This is a genomic window from Brevibacillus sp. AF8 (assembly GCF_021270385.1).
Taxonomy (GTDB): Bacteria; Bacillota; Bacilli; order Brevibacillales; family Brevibacillaceae; genus Brevibacillus.
This window is the reverse complement of sequence record NZ_JAGQDN010000005.1, coordinates 142,869-164,442: the sequence shown is the minus strand read 5'-3', so window position 1 is coordinate 164,442 and position 21,574 is coordinate 142,869. Positions and strand designations below refer to the sequence as shown.

The 21,574-nt window shown below is 47.3% G+C and carries 24 protein-coding genes; 4 read left to right on the top strand and 20 right to left on the bottom strand.

What is annotated here, in order from left to right; translation table 11 throughout:
• The first annotated feature begins 36 nt into the window (after window positions 1-36).
• Window positions 37-378 (top strand): DoxX family protein, encoded by a 342-nt coding sequence (locus KB186_RS10135; protein WP_173610112.1) that lies wholly within the window; start codon window positions 37-39, stop codon window positions 376-378.
• Here KB186_RS10135 and KB186_RS10130 read toward each other — a convergent pair.
• The 9 genes from KB186_RS10130 to KB186_RS10090 form a co-directional block, all read right to left on the bottom strand.
• Entirely contained in the window at window positions 375-992 is a 618-nt protein-coding gene (locus KB186_RS10130; protein ID WP_232773529.1) for a DUF3267 domain-containing protein, read from the bottom strand. The genes KB186_RS10135 and KB186_RS10130 overlap by 4 nt on opposite strands.
• Before the next feature lie 122 nt (window positions 993-1,114).
• Window positions 1,115-2,050 carry a cation diffusion facilitator family transporter gene (locus KB186_RS10125; protein ID WP_173610110.1) on the bottom strand — a complete coding sequence of 312 codons (936 nt, stop codon included), beginning with the start codon at window positions 2,048-2,050 and terminating at the stop codon, window positions 1,115-1,117.
• A 174-nt stretch (window positions 2,051-2,224) separates the two neighbouring features.
• A complete protein-coding gene (gene murQ / locus KB186_RS10120; RefSeq protein ID WP_232773528.1) occupies window positions 2,225-3,139 on the bottom strand; it encodes an N-acetylmuramic acid 6-phosphate etherase in 915 nt (304 codons plus the stop codon).
• Window positions 3,140-3,177: 38 nt separating this feature from the next.
• Entirely contained in the window at window positions 3,178-4,791 is a 1,614-nt protein-coding gene (locus KB186_RS10115; RefSeq protein WP_232773527.1) for a glycoside hydrolase family 3 protein, read from the bottom strand.
• Window positions 4,792-4,821: 30 nt separating this feature from the next.
• Complete coding sequence (locus tag KB186_RS10110) at window positions 4,822-5,784, bottom strand: GNAT family N-acetyltransferase (RefSeq protein WP_232773526.1); 963 nt, start codon at window positions 5,782-5,784, stop codon at window positions 4,822-4,824.
• Between the two features lie 22 nt (window positions 5,785-5,806).
• On the bottom strand, window positions 5,807-6,634 hold the full coding sequence (locus KB186_RS10105) for a carbohydrate ABC transporter permease (RefSeq protein WP_048034482.1): 828 nt from the start codon (window positions 6,632-6,634) through the stop codon (window positions 5,807-5,809).
• Window positions 6,635-6,651: 17 nt separating this feature from the next.
• Complete coding sequence (locus tag KB186_RS10100; protein ID WP_232773525.1) at window positions 6,652-7,599, bottom strand: carbohydrate ABC transporter permease; 948 nt, start codon at window positions 7,597-7,599, stop codon at window positions 6,652-6,654.
• A gap of 29 nt (window positions 7,600-7,628) precedes the next feature.
• Window positions 7,629-8,960: an ABC transporter substrate-binding protein gene (locus tag KB186_RS10095; protein ID WP_173610105.1), complete on the bottom strand. Its 1,332-nt coding sequence runs from the start codon at window positions 8,958-8,960 to the stop codon at window positions 7,629-7,631.
• Between the two features lie 169 nt (window positions 8,961-9,129).
• Window positions 9,130-9,975 carry a MurR/RpiR family transcriptional regulator gene (locus KB186_RS10090; protein WP_173610253.1) on the bottom strand — a complete coding sequence of 282 codons (846 nt, stop codon included), beginning with the start codon at window positions 9,973-9,975 and terminating at the stop codon, window positions 9,130-9,132.
• A gap of 273 nt (window positions 9,976-10,248) precedes the next feature.
• On the opposite strand from KB186_RS10090, the gene KB186_RS10085 reads away from it, so the two are divergent.
• Both KB186_RS10085 and KB186_RS10080 read left to right on the top strand, forming a co-directional pair.
• Window positions 10,249-10,893 (top strand): hypothetical protein, encoded by a 645-nt coding sequence (locus KB186_RS10085; RefSeq protein ID WP_232773524.1) that lies wholly within the window; start codon window positions 10,249-10,251, stop codon window positions 10,891-10,893.
• A 164-nt stretch (window positions 10,894-11,057) separates the two neighbouring features.
• Window positions 11,058-11,657: an undecaprenyl-diphosphatase gene (locus KB186_RS10080; RefSeq protein WP_232773523.1), complete on the top strand. Its 600-nt coding sequence runs from the start codon at window positions 11,058-11,060 to the stop codon at window positions 11,655-11,657.
• Between the two features lie 6 nt (window positions 11,658-11,663).
• Here KB186_RS10080 and KB186_RS10075 read toward each other — a convergent pair whose 3' ends face one another.
• The 10 genes from KB186_RS10075 to KB186_RS10030 form a co-directional block, all read right to left on the bottom strand.
• Window positions 11,664-12,563, bottom strand: a complete 900-nt coding sequence (locus KB186_RS10075; protein WP_173610102.1) for an SDR family oxidoreductase — start codon at window positions 12,561-12,563, stop codon at window positions 11,664-11,666.
• A 151-nt stretch (window positions 12,564-12,714) separates the two neighbouring features.
• Window positions 12,715-13,065, bottom strand: coding sequence for a DUF4183 domain-containing protein (locus KB186_RS28260; RefSeq protein WP_173610101.1), 351 nt, complete (start codon window positions 13,063-13,065; stop codon window positions 12,715-12,717).
• 106 nt (window positions 13,066-13,171) lie between these two features.
• Window positions 13,172-13,456, bottom strand: a complete 285-nt coding sequence (locus KB186_RS10065; RefSeq protein WP_221867914.1) for a DUF4183 domain-containing protein — start codon at window positions 13,454-13,456, stop codon at window positions 13,172-13,174.
• A gap of 162 nt (window positions 13,457-13,618) precedes the next feature.
• Window positions 13,619-14,131 carry a hemerythrin domain-containing protein gene (locus tag KB186_RS10060; RefSeq protein WP_229088150.1) on the bottom strand — a complete coding sequence of 171 codons (513 nt, stop codon included), beginning with the start codon at window positions 14,129-14,131 and terminating at the stop codon, window positions 13,619-13,621.
• Between the two features lie 57 nt (window positions 14,132-14,188).
• Entirely contained in the window at window positions 14,189-14,506 is a 318-nt protein-coding gene (locus tag KB186_RS10055; protein ID WP_232773522.1) for a hypothetical protein, read from the bottom strand.
• A 28-nt stretch (window positions 14,507-14,534) separates the two neighbouring features.
• A complete protein-coding gene (locus KB186_RS10050; protein WP_048034491.1) occupies window positions 14,535-14,738 on the bottom strand; it encodes a hypothetical protein in 204 nt (67 codons plus the stop codon).
• Window positions 14,722-15,255 (bottom strand): Rieske (2Fe-2S) protein, encoded by a 534-nt coding sequence (locus KB186_RS10045; RefSeq protein ID WP_173610097.1) that lies wholly within the window; start codon window positions 15,253-15,255, stop codon window positions 14,722-14,724. The genes KB186_RS10050 and KB186_RS10045 overlap by 17 nt, the downstream gene beginning before the upstream one ends.
• Window positions 15,256-15,271: 16 nt before the next feature.
• A complete protein-coding gene (locus tag KB186_RS10040; RefSeq protein ID WP_088909171.1) occupies window positions 15,272-15,841 on the bottom strand; it encodes a 4Fe-4S dicluster domain-containing protein in 570 nt (189 codons plus the stop codon).
• The gene (locus tag KB186_RS10035; protein WP_232773521.1) at window positions 15,834-18,008 is read right to left on the bottom strand and encodes a molybdopterin oxidoreductase family protein; all 2,175 of its coding nucleotides are present in this window, start codon (window positions 18,006-18,008) and stop codon (window positions 15,834-15,836) included. The genes KB186_RS10040 and KB186_RS10035 overlap by 8 nt, the downstream gene beginning before the upstream one ends.
• Window positions 17,995-19,035: a hypothetical protein gene (locus tag KB186_RS10030; RefSeq protein ID WP_173610095.1), complete on the bottom strand. Its 1,041-nt coding sequence runs from the start codon at window positions 19,033-19,035 to the stop codon at window positions 17,995-17,997. Before KB186_RS10030 ends, KB186_RS10035 begins: the two co-directional genes overlap by 14 nt.
• A 185-nt stretch (window positions 19,036-19,220) precedes the next feature.
• Here KB186_RS10030 and KB186_RS10025 point away from each other — a divergent pair, with 185 nt between their 5' ends.
• Window positions 19,221-19,928 carry a Crp/Fnr family transcriptional regulator gene (locus tag KB186_RS10025; protein ID WP_232773520.1) on the top strand — a complete coding sequence of 236 codons (708 nt, stop codon included), beginning with the start codon at window positions 19,221-19,223 and terminating at the stop codon, window positions 19,926-19,928.
• An 82-nt stretch (window positions 19,929-20,010) separates the two neighbouring features.
• Here the strand turns inward: KB186_RS10025 and KB186_RS10020 are convergent, their stop codons facing one another.
• The gene (locus tag KB186_RS10020; protein ID WP_173610093.1) at window positions 20,011-21,510 is read right to left on the bottom strand and encodes a nitrate/nitrite transporter; all 1,500 of its coding nucleotides are present in this window, start codon (window positions 21,508-21,510) and stop codon (window positions 20,011-20,013) included.
• Window positions 21,511-21,574: the final 64 nt, after the last annotated feature.

The following is a 21,574-nucleotide window of genomic DNA, read 5'->3' as shown; positions in this document are numbered from 1 at the left end:
GCAATGGATTTCGAATGAACAAAGGAGTGTAAATCGTTGAACACATTCATCATGATTCTTTCACTGATTTTGGCTTTGATGTTTTCCATCTCTGTGTTAATGAAATTTTTACGCGCAAACTCTATGCTTCAGCACTGGAAGGAATATGGGTACCCCCTTTGGTTTATGGACGTGATTGCCTCACTTGAGCTGGTCGGAGTCATCGGAGTAGTTAGCTCCTTTTGGATTCCTGGAGTATTAACATTCGCTTGTATCCTGTTCGCCATCCTCATGCTCGGTGCTATCCATGCCCATCTTTTTCGGGCAAAGCATAAACCAGTCATGGCGATAAATGCAGGAATTATGCTTATTTGTTCGTTGCTTCTCCTTTGGCTTTAATCGTTTCCGGGCGCTTTCCAGTACGTTTTTTGTCCGTTACTGATCAAGATTGCTTGTCTCGGAACTTGCTTCATCACCAGGAAAAGATTCAGCATATCGACCGAAGAAGCGATTGCGTTTATCAAAATCATAAATTTTAATACAGTAGTGAACAGCCCCAAAAAACCTAGAAGAACAGGCAACATAATCGAAATGAGAATGAATGGAGCGATGGTAATCAGAATGTATCTTGCTTTTGGAATCTTTTCTTCCGTTGCTACAAACCCGCCAAACAACGTTAGCCCCATCCATGTTTTTTCTGATCTCAAGAAATTCGGGATAAAAATCAAATGCAAGCATTCATGAATAATGACCAAGGCGAGTAGAGAGAATATCGCACCGAAGTCAATGGATATGGATAGCGAATCAGATGTCAGCCCCAATTCCTCCAAGGTTATTGGCGAAAAAATATGGATGATCCCAAAAACGATGAGTGCGTTAATCAGCATGAAAGGAATCGATAAAAGAGTTGCCGTGCCCAAACTCTGTGGTTCATTCAGTGGAACCCATTCATTTTTCATCAATTCAACATGTACATTTTCATGATACTGTGGCAATTTGGTTGTGATTCTCATAAAAAAACCTCCCCTTTCTAGTAAGACGTTCACCCTATGTAATCAGTTTCTTTAATGGGGAGATAAATAAAAAAAGGCTATCTCCTGAGCTTCCTTGGAGACTAGCCTTTTTCTCATGATCATTATGCTTGCTTAAGCAAAAACTGCTTGCCATATTCCCCGTGATCCAGAATCGTCGGGTGCTCGATCTGAATCGTCGAATGGTCAATTCCGTACTTCGTTTGCAAAATGTGATTAATCGCCAGAATGACACAATACGGCTGGATGCCTTCACGAACGAACACATGCGCTGTCAGGGAGTAATGTTCCGTGGATACTGCCCACAGGTGCAGCTCATGAACATCCTCCACGCCCTCTACTTCACCAAGGTCCTGACGAATTTGATCAAGATCAAACTGCTCTGGAACAGATTCCATCAACACGAGTAGCGACTCACGAATGATTTTGGCACCACCTGTAAAAATAATGCCCCCAATCACCAAGCTAATCAACGGGTCGAACAAGTAGTAGCCGGTCATGTAAATGAGAATCGCCGACGTAATCACACCGACGGAGCTGAGCAAGTCCCCAATAAAGTGCCATAACGCGCTCTTTACATTGAGGTTGTCTTCTTCCTTCATACTGCGGGAAAGTACGATGGTCAGCACGATGTTTACAACCAAACCGATGGATGCAATAGTCAGCATCAACTGCAAATCAACGTCTTGCGGATTGATCATCCGTTTGATCCCTTCAATGACAATCCCGATCGAAATCACGGCAAGAGCCAAGCCATTCAAAAACGAAGCAATAATTTCAAAACGGAGAAATCCAAACGTATACTTCTTAGTCGGCTTACGTGTCGCCATATAAATAGCGGTCATACTCAACCCTAAAGCAAAGACGTCAGAAATCATATGGGCGGAGTCAGACAGGAGCGCGAGTGAATTGGACATCAAGCCCCCCACAACCTCCACGATCGTAAAAAACAACGTCAATAGGAGCGTAATCCACAATGTTTTCTTCGATGTTTGCTGTTCTTTCACATGATCAAGATGGTGAAAATCACCCTTTTTCATACCTATCACCTCTGTCCATTCAAATTATAAAAATTATAATGTAAGAATTAATGTAATCATATCCTCTTTTTCGTCAATATTCAAATGAACATTTTATGGATCATACAAGTGATTTTCATTACCAGTCATGTCGTACCAAGACAAAAAAAGCCTCATCCAAAAGGATTAGGCTGGTCATTCCTGAGTGTGATTCGCTTCCAAAATTCGCCGGATATTGCCCTTGTACTGGGTGAGCAAGCGGCTTGCGTCCTCTGCTTGCAGCCCTGTCTTTTGCATCACGATTGCCAGTTTGGCGTCACCGTCTGCCTTGTGCAACAGTACCTCTGCCTCATCGGTAGAGATGTTGGTCGCTTCTGCCACGATTTGTTTTGCCCGTTCCTTCAGTTTCTCATTGGTTACCTGCACATTGACCATCAAATTTTTGTACACTTTCCCCAACCGTACCATGCATCCGGTCGTAATCATATTGAGAACCATCTTCTGCGCCGTCGCTGCTTTTAAGCGGGTAGATCCGGTCACTACCTCTGGCCCTACTACCACATTAATCGCCACATCCACACCTTGGCTGATCTGCGCCGCCTGGTTGCAGGACAACGAAATGATTTTTGCCTGTTGCCTTCTTGCTTCCGCCAATGCTCCGATGACATAGGGTGTCCGACCACTCGCTGCAATTCCCACCACGGCATCCCCTGCCTTTACGCCATAGGCAATCACATCTTCCCTGCCGTTCTGCTCCACGTCTTCGGCTCCTTCGACAGCTCTGACGATAGCTTTTTCCCCGCCTGCTATAACTCCCTGCACCAATGTGGGGTCCGTCCCAAAGGTCGGGGGGCATTCAGCAGCATCGAGCAAGCCCAATCTCCCGCTCGTTCCCGCTCCAAAATAAAAGAGTCTTCCGCCGTTTTCCAGACATTCTGCGATCAAATCAACGGCCGCTGCAATCGAAGCCAGCTCCTTTTCAACGGCAAACGCAACTGTTTTATCCTCTTCATTCATAATCTGGACAATTTCCATCGTAGAGAATTTATCCAGCTCTTCCGTATTTCGATTTCTTGTTTCTGTCGTTAAATCACGAAGGTGAAACTTCATCCAGTTACCTCCCACCCATTTGCACTCATCTTCTCTTTCTACCCCACACCATGCTGCTTTTTCTCCGACGGAAACAGGCTGACCGGAAGATGTCCAACGGCCTTTCGTTCCCCGAACAAAATGTCTGCCACAAGCTCTATGGCATGATACGTATGGTCGTAAACGGCGAGATACGCATCGACCTCTGGCATTGCCAAGAGATCATACGGGTTTCGCAGGGCGACAGCTACGACCTTTTTCCCCTGTTGAACTAGCCGATTCACCAGCAGCGATTGGCCTTTAAAGATATGGGCATTGTACGTAAAAACGACGATTTGCTCCGTGGCTGACATCACGTTTGCCACCATCTCCACTTCATCCTCTGTCGGGTTGAGCGTCGACATCATATGGTATTCAACTTCACGGTATTTTCTCAATGGTTCGACCAAATCACCAGAAGCTGCTTGCCCATCCTCTGCCAAAGTAAGGTTGGAAATCCCCGGAAAAATCGCGCCTAGCGGTTGCGTGCCTCTCTGTAAAGGAAGCAGCTGATGTTCATTTTTCACCAAGGTTATGGCTTGGGCGAGCGCACTTCTCGCCATGTCTGCATGCAGGAGACGGTCAAAGGAAGGGCCTTTTGTTCGCAAGCAATGCTCCCAGGACAGAAATCGTTTCTTTAATTGAAGCACGCGATTTACGGCTTCGTTGACCCGTTCTTCTGACAGCTCCCCCGAATGAATGGCCTCAACGAGTCGTTCGTACGTTTTTTGCTGAACTTCATGCGTGTGGGAAACCAGAACAAGATCGATCCCAGCCTGCACACAACGCACCGCCGCTTCCGCAACCCCGATGGTATCCGCAATGGCAGCCATCTCCATGCAATCCGTAATCGCAACCCCATCAAAGCCGAGGGACTCACGCAATATTCCCGTCACGATTTCCTTGGAATACGTAGCAGGAGAGCCTGACTCATCCATACTGGGCAAACTGATATGTCCAACCATCACCATGGGGACACCTGCCGCAATACTGCGCTGGAATGGAACCAGCTCGACCTGATCCAGTCTCGTCCGATCATGTCCAAGCATAGGAATGGCTTCATGAGAATCGGTGCTCGTATCACCATGACCGGGGAAGTGCTTGATAGAGGGAATGACACCACTCTCAAGCAAGCCTTGAATGGCGGCCTCACCAAACCGCGCTACCTGCTCTGGCGCTTCTCCAAAAGACCGCACCCCAATGACTGGATTGTCCGCATTGTTGTTCACATCGACCGTCGGAGCGAAATTGACTGAAATCCCTGCTGCACGCAGCTCCTCACCTGTTGCCTGGTAGATGCGCTTGGCTTGATCGAGATTGCCTGCGGCGCCCAAAGCCATCGCTCCGGGAAAGCGCGTCGCCCCTTTTTGCAGACGGGAAACCACGCCATTCTCCTGATCAGTCCCGACCAACAGCGGATAGGGATGCCAAGACTCATACGCCCAGCTCTGGAGTTTCTGTACACGTTGATAAGTCTCTTCCGGTGTCCCGATATTGCGGCTAAAAAGAATCACGTTGCCAATCTGTTTTTGTTTGATCCACACTTCCATTTCTTCGGGAATGTCCAGCGTAGGGTAACCGATCATCAGCAGTTGCCCGACCTTCTGTTCCACCGTCATATGTTCGGCTTGCATGGAATCCTCCTCCCTACCGAATTGCTCTTGTTAAGAGAATGCTTTGCCGTACTTCGCATACTGCTTCCAGCTGTGATACCCGAGCCTCCCATAGAAATCGACCAGCGTCGTCCAATCGATGACAATGTTTGAAATACCGCGATTCCGCAAAGCCACAATGCCCGCTTCCACAATCGCCAGTCCCAAACCCCGTCCTCTATATTCTGCATCTACGCCCAACGGACCGATGCCGCCAAGCCCATCTGCAAACAAAGGTGCCCAGTAGACGTTTTGAGCAATAAACGGAGAATCGGCATCATTGATCCGGCAAAAACCGACGATCTCTCCGTGCAGCTCCACCACGACGAATTCGCGTCCGGTTCCTCCCCGCTTAAAATAGTGAATGGCTTCATACTCCCAGCGTCCGGGAAAGCATCGATGCAAGAAGGCCAAAAAGGCAGCTTGGTCCGCCTTCGTCAACAGTCGAAAGCGACCATCTGGTACCTCTGGCAATTCCAGCTCGGCTGGTTCGAGATACCGGCCTAACAGATCGTTTTCCAACCGATCCTCCGAGTGATACCCTTGTCGCTCAAACCACGCTTTTACATCCGTAGATTCATCGGGTATGCCTGGGAAATAATGATACGGATCGCGTCCCAGCAAGACCTTTTCCACCCCTTGCTCTCGCAACGCATTCTCTGCCCTTGCCAGCAATTCACGCCCGACCCCCTGCCCGCGATGTGCGCTAGCCACGAGCAAGACCTGTATCCAGCCAATGTCTTTTCCCAACTGAATGTCGAGCCTTTCCTGCCAGCATTTGGCCACCACAAAGCCGACGGGACGCTGCGTCACAGCATCGATCGCAATCCACGACCCGGCTTTGACTACATTCTGATCCTCGAAGCTGTTTTGCCGCATGAGCTCCGTCCGCATGGGAAAGCGATCACCCAACTCCTGATTCCACAGCTCGCACAGAGCGTCCGCATATTGATCGTCCCAAGGTACGTATTGCATCGGATGCTTCCCCCCTTACGTCCTATTTCAATCCGGAAGTTTTGGAGCCTTCCACAAAATATTTCTCCGCAAACAAAAACACGATCAAAATCGGGATCAAGCTGATCAATGCCCCTGCTACTAGCAGTTGATCCTCTGTCTTGTACTGACCGCTCAAAGACAAAATCCCGATCGGCAGCGTAAAGTTCTCGTCCGAAATGAGATAAATGACTGGCGCCAAAATCTCATTCCACTTCCCCATAAACGTAAAGACCGCCAGTGTTGCCAAGGAAGGCTTGCACATCGGCAAAAACACCCGCCAATAAATTTGAAACGGATTGCAGCCATCCAGCTTTGCCGCTTCCTCGTAATCCTTCGGGATATTTAAAAATGCTTGCCTCATTAAAAAAATGGCAAACGGCTGTCCGAGCCACTCCAAAATCCAAAGTGGAGCCAACGTGTCTAGCAGTCCCAAATTTTTAAAGATAATAAACTGCGGGACTATCGTGACGATCCCCGGGATCATCATCGTTCCGAGCACAATCATGAACAGCGTGTCGCGAAATGGAAAACGCAGCCTGGCAAAAGCAAAGGCAATCATCGAGCTGGACAATAAGGCCCCGATAACCGAAAGAATCGCGACAATCAGACTGTTGATCGTATAGCTGCTAAAATTCGCCTGTTCCCACACGGTTGTATAATTGCTCCACTGTGCAGGATTGGGCAGCCATTCCGGCGGAAATTGCATGTACTGCTTGTAGGTTTTCAGCGAGTTAAACACAGTCGTCAAAAACGGCACCAGCATAATCAACGCACTGGCTATGACAAACAGGTATCCGACGATTTTATTGAGAGGAAAACGCTTTTGCATGGCTACCTCCTTGCCTCTTAATCATAATGAACCCATTTCTTTTGCAGCTTGAATTGGATGAGCGTAATGGCAAGCAGGATGAGGAACAACACCCACGCGATAGCAGAGGCATAGCCCATTTTGAAAAAGCTGAATGCTTGGCGGAACATGAACAGCATCAGGACGAGGCTGGCGTTGTTCGCACCACCTGTCGAGCCTGCTTCCGTAGATCCCCCGGTCATGACAAAAATCTGCTCGAAGTTTTGGAAGGAGTAAATCGTATTCAAGATGATGACCAGAAACGTCGTGCCGGAAATCATCGGGACCGTCACCCGCCAAAACTTTTGCCAAGCGTTCGCTCCATCAATCGAGGCTGCCTCGTACATGTCAGAAGAAATTCCTTGCAGCCCGGCGAGAAAAATAATCATCATGTAGCCGACTGATTTCCAGATGGCGATGAGAACCAAGACCGGGATGACCCAAAATTCATCAATCAGCCAGTTTTGCGGGGCGATGCCCAGTTTGGACAGAAAAGCATTGGCAAAACCGATCCGCTGGTTAAATACCGCATCCGCTACATACGCGATCACCGTCCACGAGGAGATGACCGGCAAAAAGTGAACCATCCTGAAAAATTTCAGGCCCTTCAGCTTTTGATTCAGGGCAACGGCTAACAGCAACGCCAAAAATGTTTTGGCCGGGACGTACAGGATCGTAAAATAGGCCGTATTCCATAACGAGCGATAAAACAGCGGGTCTTCAAACAGCTTTTCATAGTTGTCCAAGCCCGTCCATTTAGGCGGATTTAAAATATCGTAGTCCGAAAAGCTGAAGTACAATGACGCGACCGATGTTCCCACGACGAATACGAGAAAGTGGATGAGATAAGGGGAGACCAGGAGCAGTCCCCATCTCCCCTCGCTATCCAACCATTTTCTCTTTTTCACAGCAGGCTTCGCCTGTTGCTTGGTTTGCAGCTCTAGCATGGTTGGCACACATCCTCACTGATAGATGACTACTGCTTCTTGAAGAAATCATCCAGAACTTTTTGAATGCCTTGGTCTGTTTTCGTAATGAATTCATCTGTTCCGTATTTATCCATGAACAGCTCCGCCAGATTATCCGTGAACACCTTCACCCACTCGGTAAAGACAGCGTTGGTATCAATCGTGCCTGCGAACTCCAGGGTGTCGAGGAACACTTTTTTGTTTTCCGGTTTCGTGGCTGGGTTTAGGAACATTTCGGAATTCGCCACTGATTTTTTCACCGGAATCGCTTCCCCTACTTCTGTCCATTCCTTTTGTGCTTCATCAGATGTCGTCCAGTAGGTGATCCATTCTTTAGCAGCCTTGACTTTCTGTTCCTCTGCTTTTTTGTTGATGACCCATGAGTTGGCGATGACGGGTGCGAAGCGTTTTCCGTCCGGTCCTTTTGGCATAGGAGCGACATCGTAATTCAACCCTGCACCATTCATCGAGGTTGTTGCTGCATAAATATCGATTTGCATCGCCACAGCCCCGCTCAAAAATGCTTTGAAGTTGCTTTGGAACGCCTTTAGATCAGCCGGATTCGGGAATAGCTTGCGCTGCATACCGTCGACCATCCACTCGACCGCTTTTTTGTTCTCAGGGCTGTTGATAATCGATTTTGTCAAGGTCGGGTCCAATACCCCGCCACCATACGCTTTCAAGATGTTAAACGCCCCGCGTGAGCTACCGAAAAACGCGAAGCCGTACTGCTTCACTGATTTTTTGTCAAAGGCAGGATCGTCTGCATTTTTCCCGTTGGCATCGAGGGTCAGCTTGACGGAAGCCGCCTTCAAATCATCCCAGGTCCAGTCAGCCGTTGGGTATGGCACGCCCGCTTTGTCGAACAAATCCTTGTTGTAGAAAAGGGCTCCGACTTGAATGCCCTGTGGTACGCCCCAATACTTCCCGTCTGAGTCTTTGTTGAACTCCAGACCGTTGAGCTCCTCTTTGTTGATTTCTTTTGTGACGTAGTCGGTGATGTCGAGAATCGCGCCACGTTGGGCGTAACCAAATACTTTTGTCCCGTCGCTCTGCCATAAATCAGGCGCATTCCCGGCCGCGATCTGAGTCGTCAGCTTTTGATAAAAGTCATCATAAGGTGCTGTCATCGTTTTGATTTTGATATGAGGATGCGATTGTTCGAATTTTGCAATAATTTCTTCCATCTTTTTCTTCGTGGGTGGATCAGAGCTGTAGCCCATATACAATTCGACTTTGTCCCCCTGCTGTGTGGAGGACTGGCTGCTACATCCAGAAATAAGCAATGCCGCTGCTAAGCCAATCATACCGAGTACTGAGAGAAACCTTCTCTTTTTCATGGAAAACCTCCCAATTGCAATAAGTGGAAAACTTGCACAGCTAACGATATCTCTAAAAGCCTCACGTACATCTAGCTCCATGTAGATACTTTGAAGATAGGGACTCTTTATTGACTGATAAGGATAAAAGGATAAAGGCAGGAGTTTGTGTAGTCTAAGGAGGATTTGCTTATTTGTATTGCTCTCGAACAGCTTTACGCGTCTGGCGCAAGTACGCAGCAGAGACGTCGTAATTTTTGGCAGCAACACCTCTAAACAAGATGTCGATCACATTGAGTTGTGCGATCCGTGAGGAAGTGGCGGCACTGCGTTCATCCGCTTCTGTTGAAAACGTGGTTAAGTGAATATCCACGCATTCCGCCAAGGAGTTTGTGCCGTATTTGGTCATGCCAATGGTCACAGCTCCCGATTTGCGGGCTTGTTTCATCGTGGTTATAATCTGCGAGGTTTCCCCAGAATTCGAGATGCCGACTGCCACATCTCCAGCCGTCAAGGTGACTGCCGAAGTAAGCTGCAAGTGGGAATCCGAATGGGCCGTGCACATTTTATTGATGCGCAAAAATTTATGCTGGGCATCCTGGGCAACCAATTGCGAAGCACCCACCCCGTAAAAATCAATCCGGGTGGCTCGGAACAGCTCACCAATCGCCCGCTCTACTGTTTCTGTATCCAAAATTTTAATCGTTTCCCGCAAGGAGAGGATGTTGTTGAGCGAAACGGATTCAATCAAGGTATACATATCAGCATCGGGAAGAATCTCTTTGTATTCATCCTGAGCGGTAGACGATTGCAAATCACCCGCTATTCTGATCTTCAACTCCTGAAAACCATCCACACCGATACTTTTGCACATGCGTATGATGGCAGCTTGGCTGGATTCGCTTCTTTCCGCGAGTTCCTTGATGGAAAGACGAATCACCTCATCCGGATTGGCTAAAATGTAATGCGCTGCGTTTTGTTCAGAACGCTTGATATTGTGCAACGATTCGCGGATGCGCAGCAACCCGCCATTCAACACGATACCACCCCTTTAGTCCATAAAGTTATTAAGCGCTTACATTCTAGTGTGACTTTGGTAATTGATTACATATTTTGTATTATAGACACTTGAAATAAAATATCAAGCTTAATTGTCAGATTTGAAATAAAATTTCAAAACTATTTTTCGACACTTTCTCCTTTTCTTCGTTCTGTTATAAATTTTTCACAATTTTTACCGTTACTAATACGAATCTCTTTTCGTATTAATCCATGTACACCCGACTGACAAATAATGGGGATGATCAAAATGACCAAGCGTAAGGCACTCGCATTCACCCTGATAACGGCACTCCTTTTGCCAATCACACCTGTTCTGTTAAACGAAGCCGCAGCAGCCTCTTCCTACAAAGCGAAAGCAACTGTAACTGCGACCAAGTTGGAGGAGCTTTCCATAAACGATCTGAATAAAAAAACAAAAGCGACTCTGAATCACGTCAAAGAAGTCATCCCAGACCTGAAGAACTATCCCATCACCTCCATCGTAAAGGAGAATGTCGACACCACTTCTGGTCCGATCGAACGTCTGGAAGTGATCTTGTCGAGCACACCAGAGGGTACTACCCCAGACTTTGGAGTTGTCCATGTAAACGCAAGTACAGGAGAGCTGATCAGCATCGACATTCAAAACAGACTCTCGTCTTCGAAAGAAGTGTTAGGTGATGAGGAAGCGATCAAAAAAGGCAAGGAGTTTCTCAAACTTCTGTTTGGAAAGCAAGCAGAAAAATACAAGTTCTCACAAATTAACTCCTCTACTGTTCAGGATAACAAGACACAGATTCTCGTGATTTACACTTCCCCGGATCATTCCATCAACGTGACCCTGGATCGTGTCGGAAAATTAAAGGCTGTCAAAAAAGACATCTACCCCAAAGCAGCGGGCAAAAGAAAATAGCATGAACCTTTGGTCCAATGAAAAAGAGACGGTTCTGCCGTCTCTTATTTGATGCTGCGAAACCAACCTTACAACCCTGTAATATTTCGTAAGGTAAATCAATTTCCCATTTTTCTCTTATCGTTTACGATTCTCCTGTTACATGTAAAGGAGGATCACCAAAAATGAATGGCATGGAAATCAACATTCACTATTTTCGCTTGATTAATGACTTGGGAAAAGAGTATCCGGCTCTCAATCCCGTATCTTTTTACGTAGCGGAATATACGGTGTTTATTTTGGCTTTGAGTGCTTTGGTGTATTGGTTTACGAGAAAACATGAGAATCGCATCATGGTCATTTGTGCGACGTTTACGTTTGCCATCGCTGAGCTTTTCGGGAAAGTAGCTGGAAGCCTTCATGCGAATAATCAGCCATTCGCTGAGCTTGCGAACGTCAATCAATTGGTACAAAAAGCAGTCGACAATTCATTTCCCAGCGACCATACGATCCTGTTTTTTTCCTTTTGCATGACCTACTGGCTTTTTAGAAAGACGACGGGGCCACTCTGGATGCTGCTTGCTGCTTGTGTCGGGCTTTCTCGCATTTTAGTAGGCGTTCATTATCCGGCAGATGTCATTGTAGGTGCCCTGATCAGCATTGGGTCTGCCTTGGCCGTCTATATAATCGTGCCGAGATTGAATTTTGTCCATACTCTACTTGCTCTCTATGAAAAAGGAGAGCAAGCGATCTTGCCTACGAAATCGAAAACGAGAAACTTTTGATTACCGCTACGTCTCTGTCATCGTTCCACCATTGACATGCAATACCTGGCCCGTGACATATCCCGAATCATCCGAGGCCAGGTAAACATAGGTCGGAGCCAGCTCGAACGGCTGTCCTGCACGACGCATCGGCGTGTCGACACCCAAAGTCGTGATGTATTCTGCCGAATAGCTGGATACTTGCAGCGGTGTCCAGATTGGTCCAGGAGCCACTGCATTCACCCTGATGCCTTGCTTGACCAATTGAAGGGACAAGGAGCGGGTAAAGGAGACGATGGCTCCTTTGGTTGCTGAATAATCAACCAATTGCGGATGACCAGCATAGGCAGTAACCGATGCCGTACTAATGATGGAACTGCCTGGCTGCAAATACGGCAACGCCTCTTGTGTGATGTAAAATAAGGGGAAAAGGTTGGTCCGAAACGTGTCTTCCAGTTGCTCGCGGCTTATCTGGAGGATGCTTTCTTGTGGAAACTGTACGCCTTGATTCAAAACGAGTACATCTAACTTGCCAAAACAGCCAATCGTTTGGCGTACAACCTCCCGACACCAAGCCTCGTCACGCAAGTCTCCCGGCAGCAGCAAACATTGCCCTCCGTAATACTCAACAACTTGCTTGGTCTCCTCGGCGTCGATGTGCTCATCCAAATAAGGAATCGCTACAGATGCCCCCTCCTTCGCAAAAGCAACCGCTACAGCACGGCCAATCCCGCTGTCTCCACCTGTTATAATCGCTACCTTTCCCCGAAGCTTGCCGCTTCCTATATAGTCAGGATTATCGAAAATCGGTCGCGGGACCATCAAGTATTCCATCCCCGGTTGTCGATCCTGATGCTGTGGCGGAAACGTAAGGGGCGTCTCTTCGCAAGTAGTCTTGTAACTGTAATATGGGTATCTCGGATACATGGAAAATACCTCCTGTACAGATTCAGTCGATATCGCCATGATATTCGCCTACCCTTCTTGGTGTGCGCTGTGTACGCCATCAAGGGCACAGCATAGAAGGAAAATGACATGTATGTATGACATGACCTTTTCCCAAGGTGGAAGCTACCATTTATGAGGTAATCATCTTGATGAACTGAAGAATAAGAGGAACTCCTTGTACAGGAATGTCACTCAGAATCAAAACTCCCGGCTGGACAGCGTATACATTTGGAGGTTGTAGCATTCCATTAATGAATAAATTGACAATAGAAACTTCATTCGGGTCCAGAATCCCTGAAGTACTGAATAGCATGACAGCATCACTGTTGGTATACATGTTTTTGACTCCATCTGAAATTGCTGTATACTGATAGGTTTCTGTTCGTATTAAACCAGGCGTACATGGGCATGGGGGGCAGGGCGGCACGATTTGCAGACTCTGTCTCCTCACTGTGTATGACTGTGTGACATAGTGCCTCATGAAATCACTCGTCCTTTCTCGAAATGCTTCGACCGTTCACTCTCATTTACACATATGAGTAACCCCAGACACATTTCATCCACCTGGGGCCACCATCCTATTCATCTTAGTTAACGACAAACTCTACAACTATGGGTGTACCACCGTTTTCGGCATCTCCATCTGGAATCGTGATCGCTGTCGTTGTGATTGTGGAAGTATTACCTGCCTGAAGCACCCCATTGATGTAGAGATTGTAAAAAGCAAACGAACCAGGAAATGCTGTCGCAGCAGCACCAGCGTCAGTGGTAAATGCAGTTGCCGCAATGGCAAACGTTGCACCAGTACCAGTTCCAGCACCCATGGTGGACGTAAATCTCAATGAGGTTAGATACGGTTTAATAATCGGCACTTCGAATCTCCTCCTCTAATGAATCCCTACTAGTAAATGATTGGATTCATCCGATTGAAACCGACAAATGACAGGAGAAGCACGCACATTTTCCCTCAAAAGAAGCTATTTGGAAAATAAAATCACCCCCCTACTTTTACCAGTAGGAGGGCTACATGATTTCTAATCTTGAAACAGTACTCGCAACTGCTCTTTCTCTGCGTCACTCAATACGTATTCTGCCATCGGGAACAGTACACTCTCTTCTTTAAAGAAATGTTCCATGAGTATTTCGATTGATTTCAGCAAATGGGTGTGGACAGCTTCTACTTCAACAGGTTCAGATTTTTCCTTTTCTACGATTCGCATGAACGACATCAGACTTTCATGAATAAGATCATGCTCTTCCTCCATGACAGCAATCGGTCCCATTTCCCGTTCGATATAGTTAGCCATCAGGGGATACAGGTCTTCTTCCTCGCGTCTGGAGTGTTTCTCCAGTTCCGCCCGAAACGAGGACGCCAGCTCATGAAGCTTTGTTAAGCCTTTCTTTCTTTTCGTAGGTTCGGCAGTAGATTTCAGGTTATTTGCTAGATGTACGAGCTCATTCATCTGCTCAGCTAATGATAGGTGTTCTTCTTTCAGTTTTTCCAGAGCCGGACACAGCTTCCTTCTCCCTTCAAACTCCTGCATCATCCCCATACATCCTATAGGCGGTGGTCCCATTACAATCCCTCCATCTACTAGTGGGAGTCAGTTACCAAAAGAAATATGATATGCTAGCTGTCCCCGGTTGTCCCTAGCAACCATTCGAATACAGTCACCGTCTTGCGAAAAAACAACCGGTCCATTCTGGATGGGAATCGCTACAAACTGACAAGGATTAAAATAGAGTCGCAGATGCTCCTCATCCTCCGTGATCTCCCATTTTGCCAGCTGCCTTTCCAAGAGAGCCGGACTGTGTGGTTCGGCATCATCCGCCAAATCTTGAATGAGTATCCCCATTTTTTTATCCACTAAGGCAGGCAGCTCCTGGTGAAGCTCGGCAATCGTTCGCTTACTAGGATTCATCGCAACTGATCACACTTCCTTCCCCGGATTATTTCCCTTGTTCTCTTCGGTCTCGCTGATCTTTTCTCAATACCATCCATGCCAGTGGGAACAACACTACCGTTGCACCGCTGAGCAAAAGCACCTCCATATATCGCTGGGCGAAATACATATTGACTGTGTACTGGGTGCAAACAATGCTGGCGAACAAGATCAATGCTAATAGGATGACACCTCTATAGCTGCTCTTCATAACTCTTCACCCCTACAGCGTATACGGCTCCATCTTTCTCTTGAAGCACAATTTCCGGAAGTGGTCTTCTTGGGGGACCAGCGAGCGGCTTACCTGTAGCGATATCAAATTTCCCATGATGGCAAGGACATAGCAGCTCTTTCTCATCTCGATCCCAAAATACCGGACAACGCAGATGGGTACACGCATTTTGATACGCCTTGTATTCCTTTTCCTTCACATATACGAACAACGCGCTGTCATGCTCTCCTGGATAAGCAAACTCGATCGCATCTCCGGGTTTTATATCGCTGAGATTCGCAATTTTTTGTGTGGGATACGACTTGCTGGATGAACTCATCAGCTCTTTGGCAGCTAATGCCCCCCATGGCAGAGTAGATGCCGCGAAAAGACCTGCTGCTCCTACCATTGTTTTCATAAAACTCCGTCGATCCAGACTGCGCTCATTGGAACGATTGATGTTATGGGTATAATTGTCATCCTTCAACGGAATGGGGCGGGTTTTCTCGTTCTCCATAAGGTATATCTCCCCTCTAGAATAGCTTCTGTTTGCCCTGCAGAATGCCAGGCAGGCTAATTTTCACATTGGTTTCGCCTTCGAGCACATCCGGGTCGTGGCTGGCAGTCCATTTGCCATTAGCCAAAGGAATCTGTGCCCGTTTTTCTTCCAGCTCTGCTTCCTCAATCCACTGCAAGGTGTTTGTCGGGCAAACCGAAGCACACATCGGCGGGATTCCCTCTTTCGTACGGTCGTAGCATAGATCGCATTTGTACATGAGATTCTGTTCTTCATCAAATTTAGGAATCCCATAGGGGCAAGCAATCGTGCAATTTTGACAACCGATGCATTTTTCTACCAAGGCTGACAATACGGCCCCATTATCTGCGATTTGAATCGCTTGAGCAGGACAGCTGCGGGCGCAAGCAGGATTGACACAATGGAAGCACATCAGCGGAATCGTTTGTCTGCTGATAAACGGGTCCACATCCAGTACGTAGTTTCGGTTTCGGTTGTCATGACCTCCACACTGTGTACACGCCGCCAAGCAGCTTCGACAACCGATGCAATTATCCATTTCGATGTATAAGACTTGTTTACCCATGGCGAACTCCTCCATGTTTGTGCTTGATGATTTTCGCGGCGCACGCTTTAAACTCAGGCATTTTGCTGTAAGGGTCCAATGCCGGGTTGGTCAACAGATTGATAGACTGCTCTTTTCCCCAGTGGTATGGAACAAACACCGTATCCTCTCGAATCGCCTCGATAACTTTCACACGGTACTGCGCCTCGCCTCTTCTCGTTTTCAGAGTGACCAGCTCATCGTGTTCAATACCGTAACGTGTCGCTGTTTTTGGGTGAACCTCTAGCAGAGGATCAGGATACATGTCCTTCAAAAACGGGATTCGTCTTGTCTGGTTCCCGGACAAATAATGGAACACAACTCGTCCCGTCGTTAACCGCAAAGGATATTCTTCATCCGGCTCCTCCGCTGGCGGGCGGTAAGGCAGCGCACATATTTTGGCTTTTCCATCCGGGTGATAAAATTTTTTATCCAGGAATAAATGCGGCTGCCCCTCGTCGACTTCCTCGCGGCACGGCCAGAAAACACCATTGTTTTGATCAATTTTCTCGTAGGTGACCCCATAATAGTCAGCTATTCCGCCTTTGGAAACCTGACGTATTTCATTGAAAATATCCTGGGGAGACTTCAAGTGAGTAAAGAATTGTCCGCGCCCCATTCTATTGGCGATTTCTATCTGAATCCACCAGTCAGGCTTGGATTCGGCAAACCATTCCTGTGCCTGACGGTGACGAATGATGCGTCCTTCGAGATTGGTTGTCGTTCCATCGTCCTCTGCCCAAGTCGTAACGGGAAGAACGACATCGGCGTATTCAGCCGATTCGGACAAGTAAAAGTCGCAGCAAACCATAAAATCCAGACTTTTCAGGGACTCCCGGACATGGTTTAGATTTGGCGCACTTACAACCGGATTGGAGCAGAGTAAGTATAAGCTGCGAATGGTTTTATCCTTCATGAGCTGGAACATCTCGTAGGCAGAGACGCCTTTCTGCGGCATCTCTTCCACGGGAATGCCCCAGGCACACGCTATTTCACGTACATGTTCAGGATTGTCGAGCTTGCGGTAGCCAGGCAATTGATCGGCTTTTTGCCCGTGTTCCCGCCCCCCCTGACCGTTTCCTTGACCAGTAAGGGTTGCCACACCTGATTTTGGTCGGCCAATCTTGCCTGTGACGAGCGACATGTTGGTATAGGCCGATACGTTGTCTGTCCCTTTCGACTGCTGTTCCACACCACGGCAGAACATCACAATCGCATTGGGTGCCCTACCGAAAATGTCGGCAGCCCGCACAATCTTCTCCACCGAAACCCCTGTTATTTCGCTGACATACTCCGGTGTGAAGGTAGCAACCACTTCTTTTGTTTCTTCAAAACCATTCGTATGATTTCGAATAAAGTCTTCATCGATATGCCCGTTCTTGATCAGGAGATGAACGATTCCGTTTGCCAGCGCCAAATCTGTACCGGGCCGCAGATCCAGATGGATATCAGCGCGACGTGCCAAAGGTGTTTCCCTTGGATCGGCTACGATCAGATAGCCGCCTCGATTTTGCACTTCCCAAATACGAAACATGCTGGTTGGGTGACACTCAGCCGCGTTTGATCCGGCCAAGAACAAGCAGTCTGTTTGGTGAATGTCCGTCCAGGGAATGGTAGAACCTCGGTCAATCCCCAAGCTTCGATTCAATCCTGCCGCAGCCGAGGACATGCAGAAGCGGCCATTGTAGTCGATATAGCGGGTTTGCAAGGCGACCCGCGCAAACTTACCCGTGAGGTAGCATTTTTCGTTCGTCATGGAAACGCCAGAGTAAACAGACAAGGTATCTTTGCCATAGTTGTGCTGCAACTCCTTGAACTTGGAAACGATCAAGTCAAGTGCTTCCTCCCATGACGCTTCCCGAAAACCTTCCGCCGTGCCTTTTAATGAAGCATCTGTTCGAATCAACGGCCGCTGTATCCGATCCGGATGATTCACTTGCTGATAAGCCGTTACCCCTTTTGGGCACATCTTCCCCAGATTGACAGGGAAATCGTACCGTGGCTCCACTCCGATAATCTTGTTCGTCGTTGTATCTACACGCAGGTTCATCCCGCATTGCATACCGCAGTAGCTGCAGTGTGTGCTGACCAATTTCTCATTGGGATGTACCTTGTTTTCAATTACTTTAAAAAATTTATCCTTTGGCATGTTGATTTGCCTCCCTGGCATTGATCTCGTGCGTAGGAACTCCTGTGAAGCGGAACATCCGGTATTTTCTGCGGCACGGCAAGCAAAGTTCAGCCAAGTGGAAACCTTCTTCCATTTGAAAAGCCATTTCGTTTTTACCCAGCACGTTGATTACATCTGCCGACTGTTCCGCAGAAACAAACTCTTTGCTGCACACTTTGCACTTTTTCATTTCCTGCTCGCCATAGTGCTCGCGATAATTGCGAGCGAACACACTCATGGGACGGAACGGTATGTGAGCCAGTTTTCCGAATGGCAGATAAATCAATGTCACAATCACTGCAAATTGATGAGTGACGGATATGACCGGGTGCCCAAAGCCCCCTAAGAACATGTTGCTTGCAGTTAGCATCAAGCCTGTCACGCTGATAAACAGCAGCAGATATAATGGCAAAAAGTCGTAGACAAAGGATTGTTCAGCCCGTGCCTGCATATTCTTAAATCTGCGATACAATGCCATGACTGCTCCACCGATGACCATAAAAGCCGTAATGTTCAACGCGTTGTAAAAGAGAAAGGCAACCCAGCCATCCGCTTGTACGGTAAGAACATCCACACCCATGAACACGACCTGATAGTAGCCATTGTCTGTCATCGTGAAATACATCCAGCCAAACACTAACGGAAAGGTGACAAACGCGGCCAAGATGCATCCCCATCCCAGCAAAATGTGCTGTGTCCAGCGATACCATCCCCGATTCCAAATAAAGCGATAGATGGCCAGATGATCCACGGCTGTATTCGCCGTGCTTTTACGAAAGAGAAGACGCAGCCCCTTTTTCAAAATGACATTCGTTGGCGGGCGGTCTGCCCACGCAGAAAATCGATAAAGGAAACCTCCGATAAAGACAAGAGTCCCCACCATATACCCGTAAAGCGCCAAATCAATATGCGTGAAAAAACGTGTTCCCACGTAACTTAGGACGAACAAGCAAGCAATGATGATAAAAGCACGCTTCGCCACTTTGGAAGCAAATAGATAGTTCATACAACACCCTCCCTGCTGCTGCTCATTTTTTCCTTTCGCTCGAGACCATTGTAGCAACGGCTCGTAACCCGGGTTGTGATTTACCTCACACCCTTGCCACAATCAGGACGATTTTCCTACCCCCAACCATCGATTTCGGATGATATAATGAGTTACCTATGTATCCTTGGTTTAGGGGGGACCACATGACCGGAAATGGCACAACCTTTGTCGAGCAGATTTCTTCCGATTTTGTGAATAGCCTTGAAACGTTTTCTGTTCGGAAAAGCTTTGTTCCCGGAGCCGTTCTGTTTATGGATGGCGAAAGAGCCGATCAGCTATTCTTAATTTCGTCTGGCCAAATCAAGCTCACAAAAAACACAAACGATGGAAAAGAATTAACACTGCAAGTATTTGGTGCAGGAGAGCTCGTCGGCGTCTCCGGTCTCTTCGAACAGGAATTGACGTACACCTCCACAGGCACCATGTTGATGGAGGGTGAGATATGGATCATCCCGCGACAAGCGTTGGAAAAAATGCTCATCAAAAACGGTCAATTTTGTGTAGACTTCCTGCGTTGGATGGGATTGATGAACAGGCGGATGCAGTCCAAATTTCGCGATTTGTTACTCAATGGCAAAATCGGCGCCTTGTATTCAACGCTCATCCGCATGAGTAACACGTACGGCAAGCCACACCCCGACGGAATCCTCATCGACCTTTCCCTTACCAATCGTGACTTGGCACAATTCATTGGTCTGACACGAGAAAGTGTCAACCGAATGCTTTCCGATCTAAAAAAACAGGATTCCATCGATTTGCTTCCGCACGGGCATATCTTGATTAAAGACCTTGCCTATTTAAAAGAGGCGATTTATTGTGATGACTGCCCTCCAGATATTTGCCAAATGTGAGCAAAGTCTTCATACCTCCTGTATAAAAAAAGTCCTGGACTTGTCCGTCCAAGACTTTTTTTCATGAGTGATTCAAGCTTCTTTATCCATGTCTTTGCTCTGCGAGCTCGCTGAACATGCCAGCATAGTACTCGACGTCTCCTGCATCGTCCAGTATCGCACTGATCGTTAGCCATTGGAGATACTGATCTCCATTCTTCCGGCGATTCCAGATCTCTCCTTGCCAATAGCCATTCTTCTTGATCGAATCCCACATCTTTTGATAGAAATCGGCATTCTGCCTGCCAGATTTTAAAATATTGGGAGACTTGCCAATCACTTCATTCATTTCATAACCGGTCACTTTCGTAAAAGCATGGTTCGCACTTTTAATGACTCCACGTGTATCGGTAATCAGTATCGCCTCTCCCGTCTTTTCCATAATGGTTGCGGCGAGCTGCAGCTTCTCTTGATAAAACATCCACATTACCAAGACCAAGCTTACCAGCGCAAACTGAGATAACGCCATGAAACCAATCGCGTAATGCCCGGTCAGATTAAACAGCATCGTTAAGATCAACGGCGGGAAAAATCCTCCTAATCCCCCCATGGCAGATACGATTCCGTTCACAATCCCCGCTTGTCGTGAGAAATACATCGGCACTAATTTAAACACAGCACCGTTACCAATTCCGGCACATAGCGCTACCAACAAGCATCCTACCGTATACATCAAGATCGATGGCGAAAACGATAAGACAATACCAGACAAGGCGAGCCCGGCAAACACAATCATCAATGCCTTGAAGGGGTTCCACTTATCACCTAGCCAACCTCCCACTGGTCTCGCAAGTGTCGCCAAAAGAATGAACCCTGCCGTTCTCATACCTGCATCTACTTTATCCAGTTGGAAATGGCTCACTAAAAAATTCGGGAGATACACGGTGAAAGCGACGAAGCAACCAAACGTAATAAAGTAGAACAAGCTGATTAACCATAGCTTTTCGTTTTTGTAGACACTCTTTATCTGCTGACCGAGAGGAGTCACTACCTTAGGTTCGTTTTTATCCCCCATCAAGAAGGTTAGAACGGCGAATCCCACAAGCAATAACATGAACATCTGTACAGTAGTTGCCCATCCAAACGATTTAGCCAGAACTGGCGCTGAAAAAGTGGTGATCGCTGTACCAATATTCCCCATACCGTAGATTCCGTTTACAGAACCATGCTTTTCTTTCGGATAGTATTTAGGTAGAGACGTAACACCAACAGAAAACACCGCTCCGCCTATCCCTATAAATAACCCGCCGATTAACAAATCTGTATAAGTGGTCGCCTGGCTAATATAAAAAACAGGAGCCAGCAGCAAGAGAAAGCTTATGCTAAATAATATCCTCGCCCCAAATCGGTTACTCCAATATCCAACAGGGATTCTCAGCAACGATCCTAAAAGAACAGGAATCGCTGTCACCCACGCCACTTCGCTTGCACTCATGGGTACGGTTTCTTTGATAAAAGGCATAAGCGATGACAGAATGACCCATACCATGAAACCGACCGTAAGACTTAACGTCTGTAATGGCAACTGCCATTTTCGTACCATAAACAACACCCCTCACTTGGGAAATCTTCTTCATCCACTATGATAAGAGGCAAAGTTTGGTTTC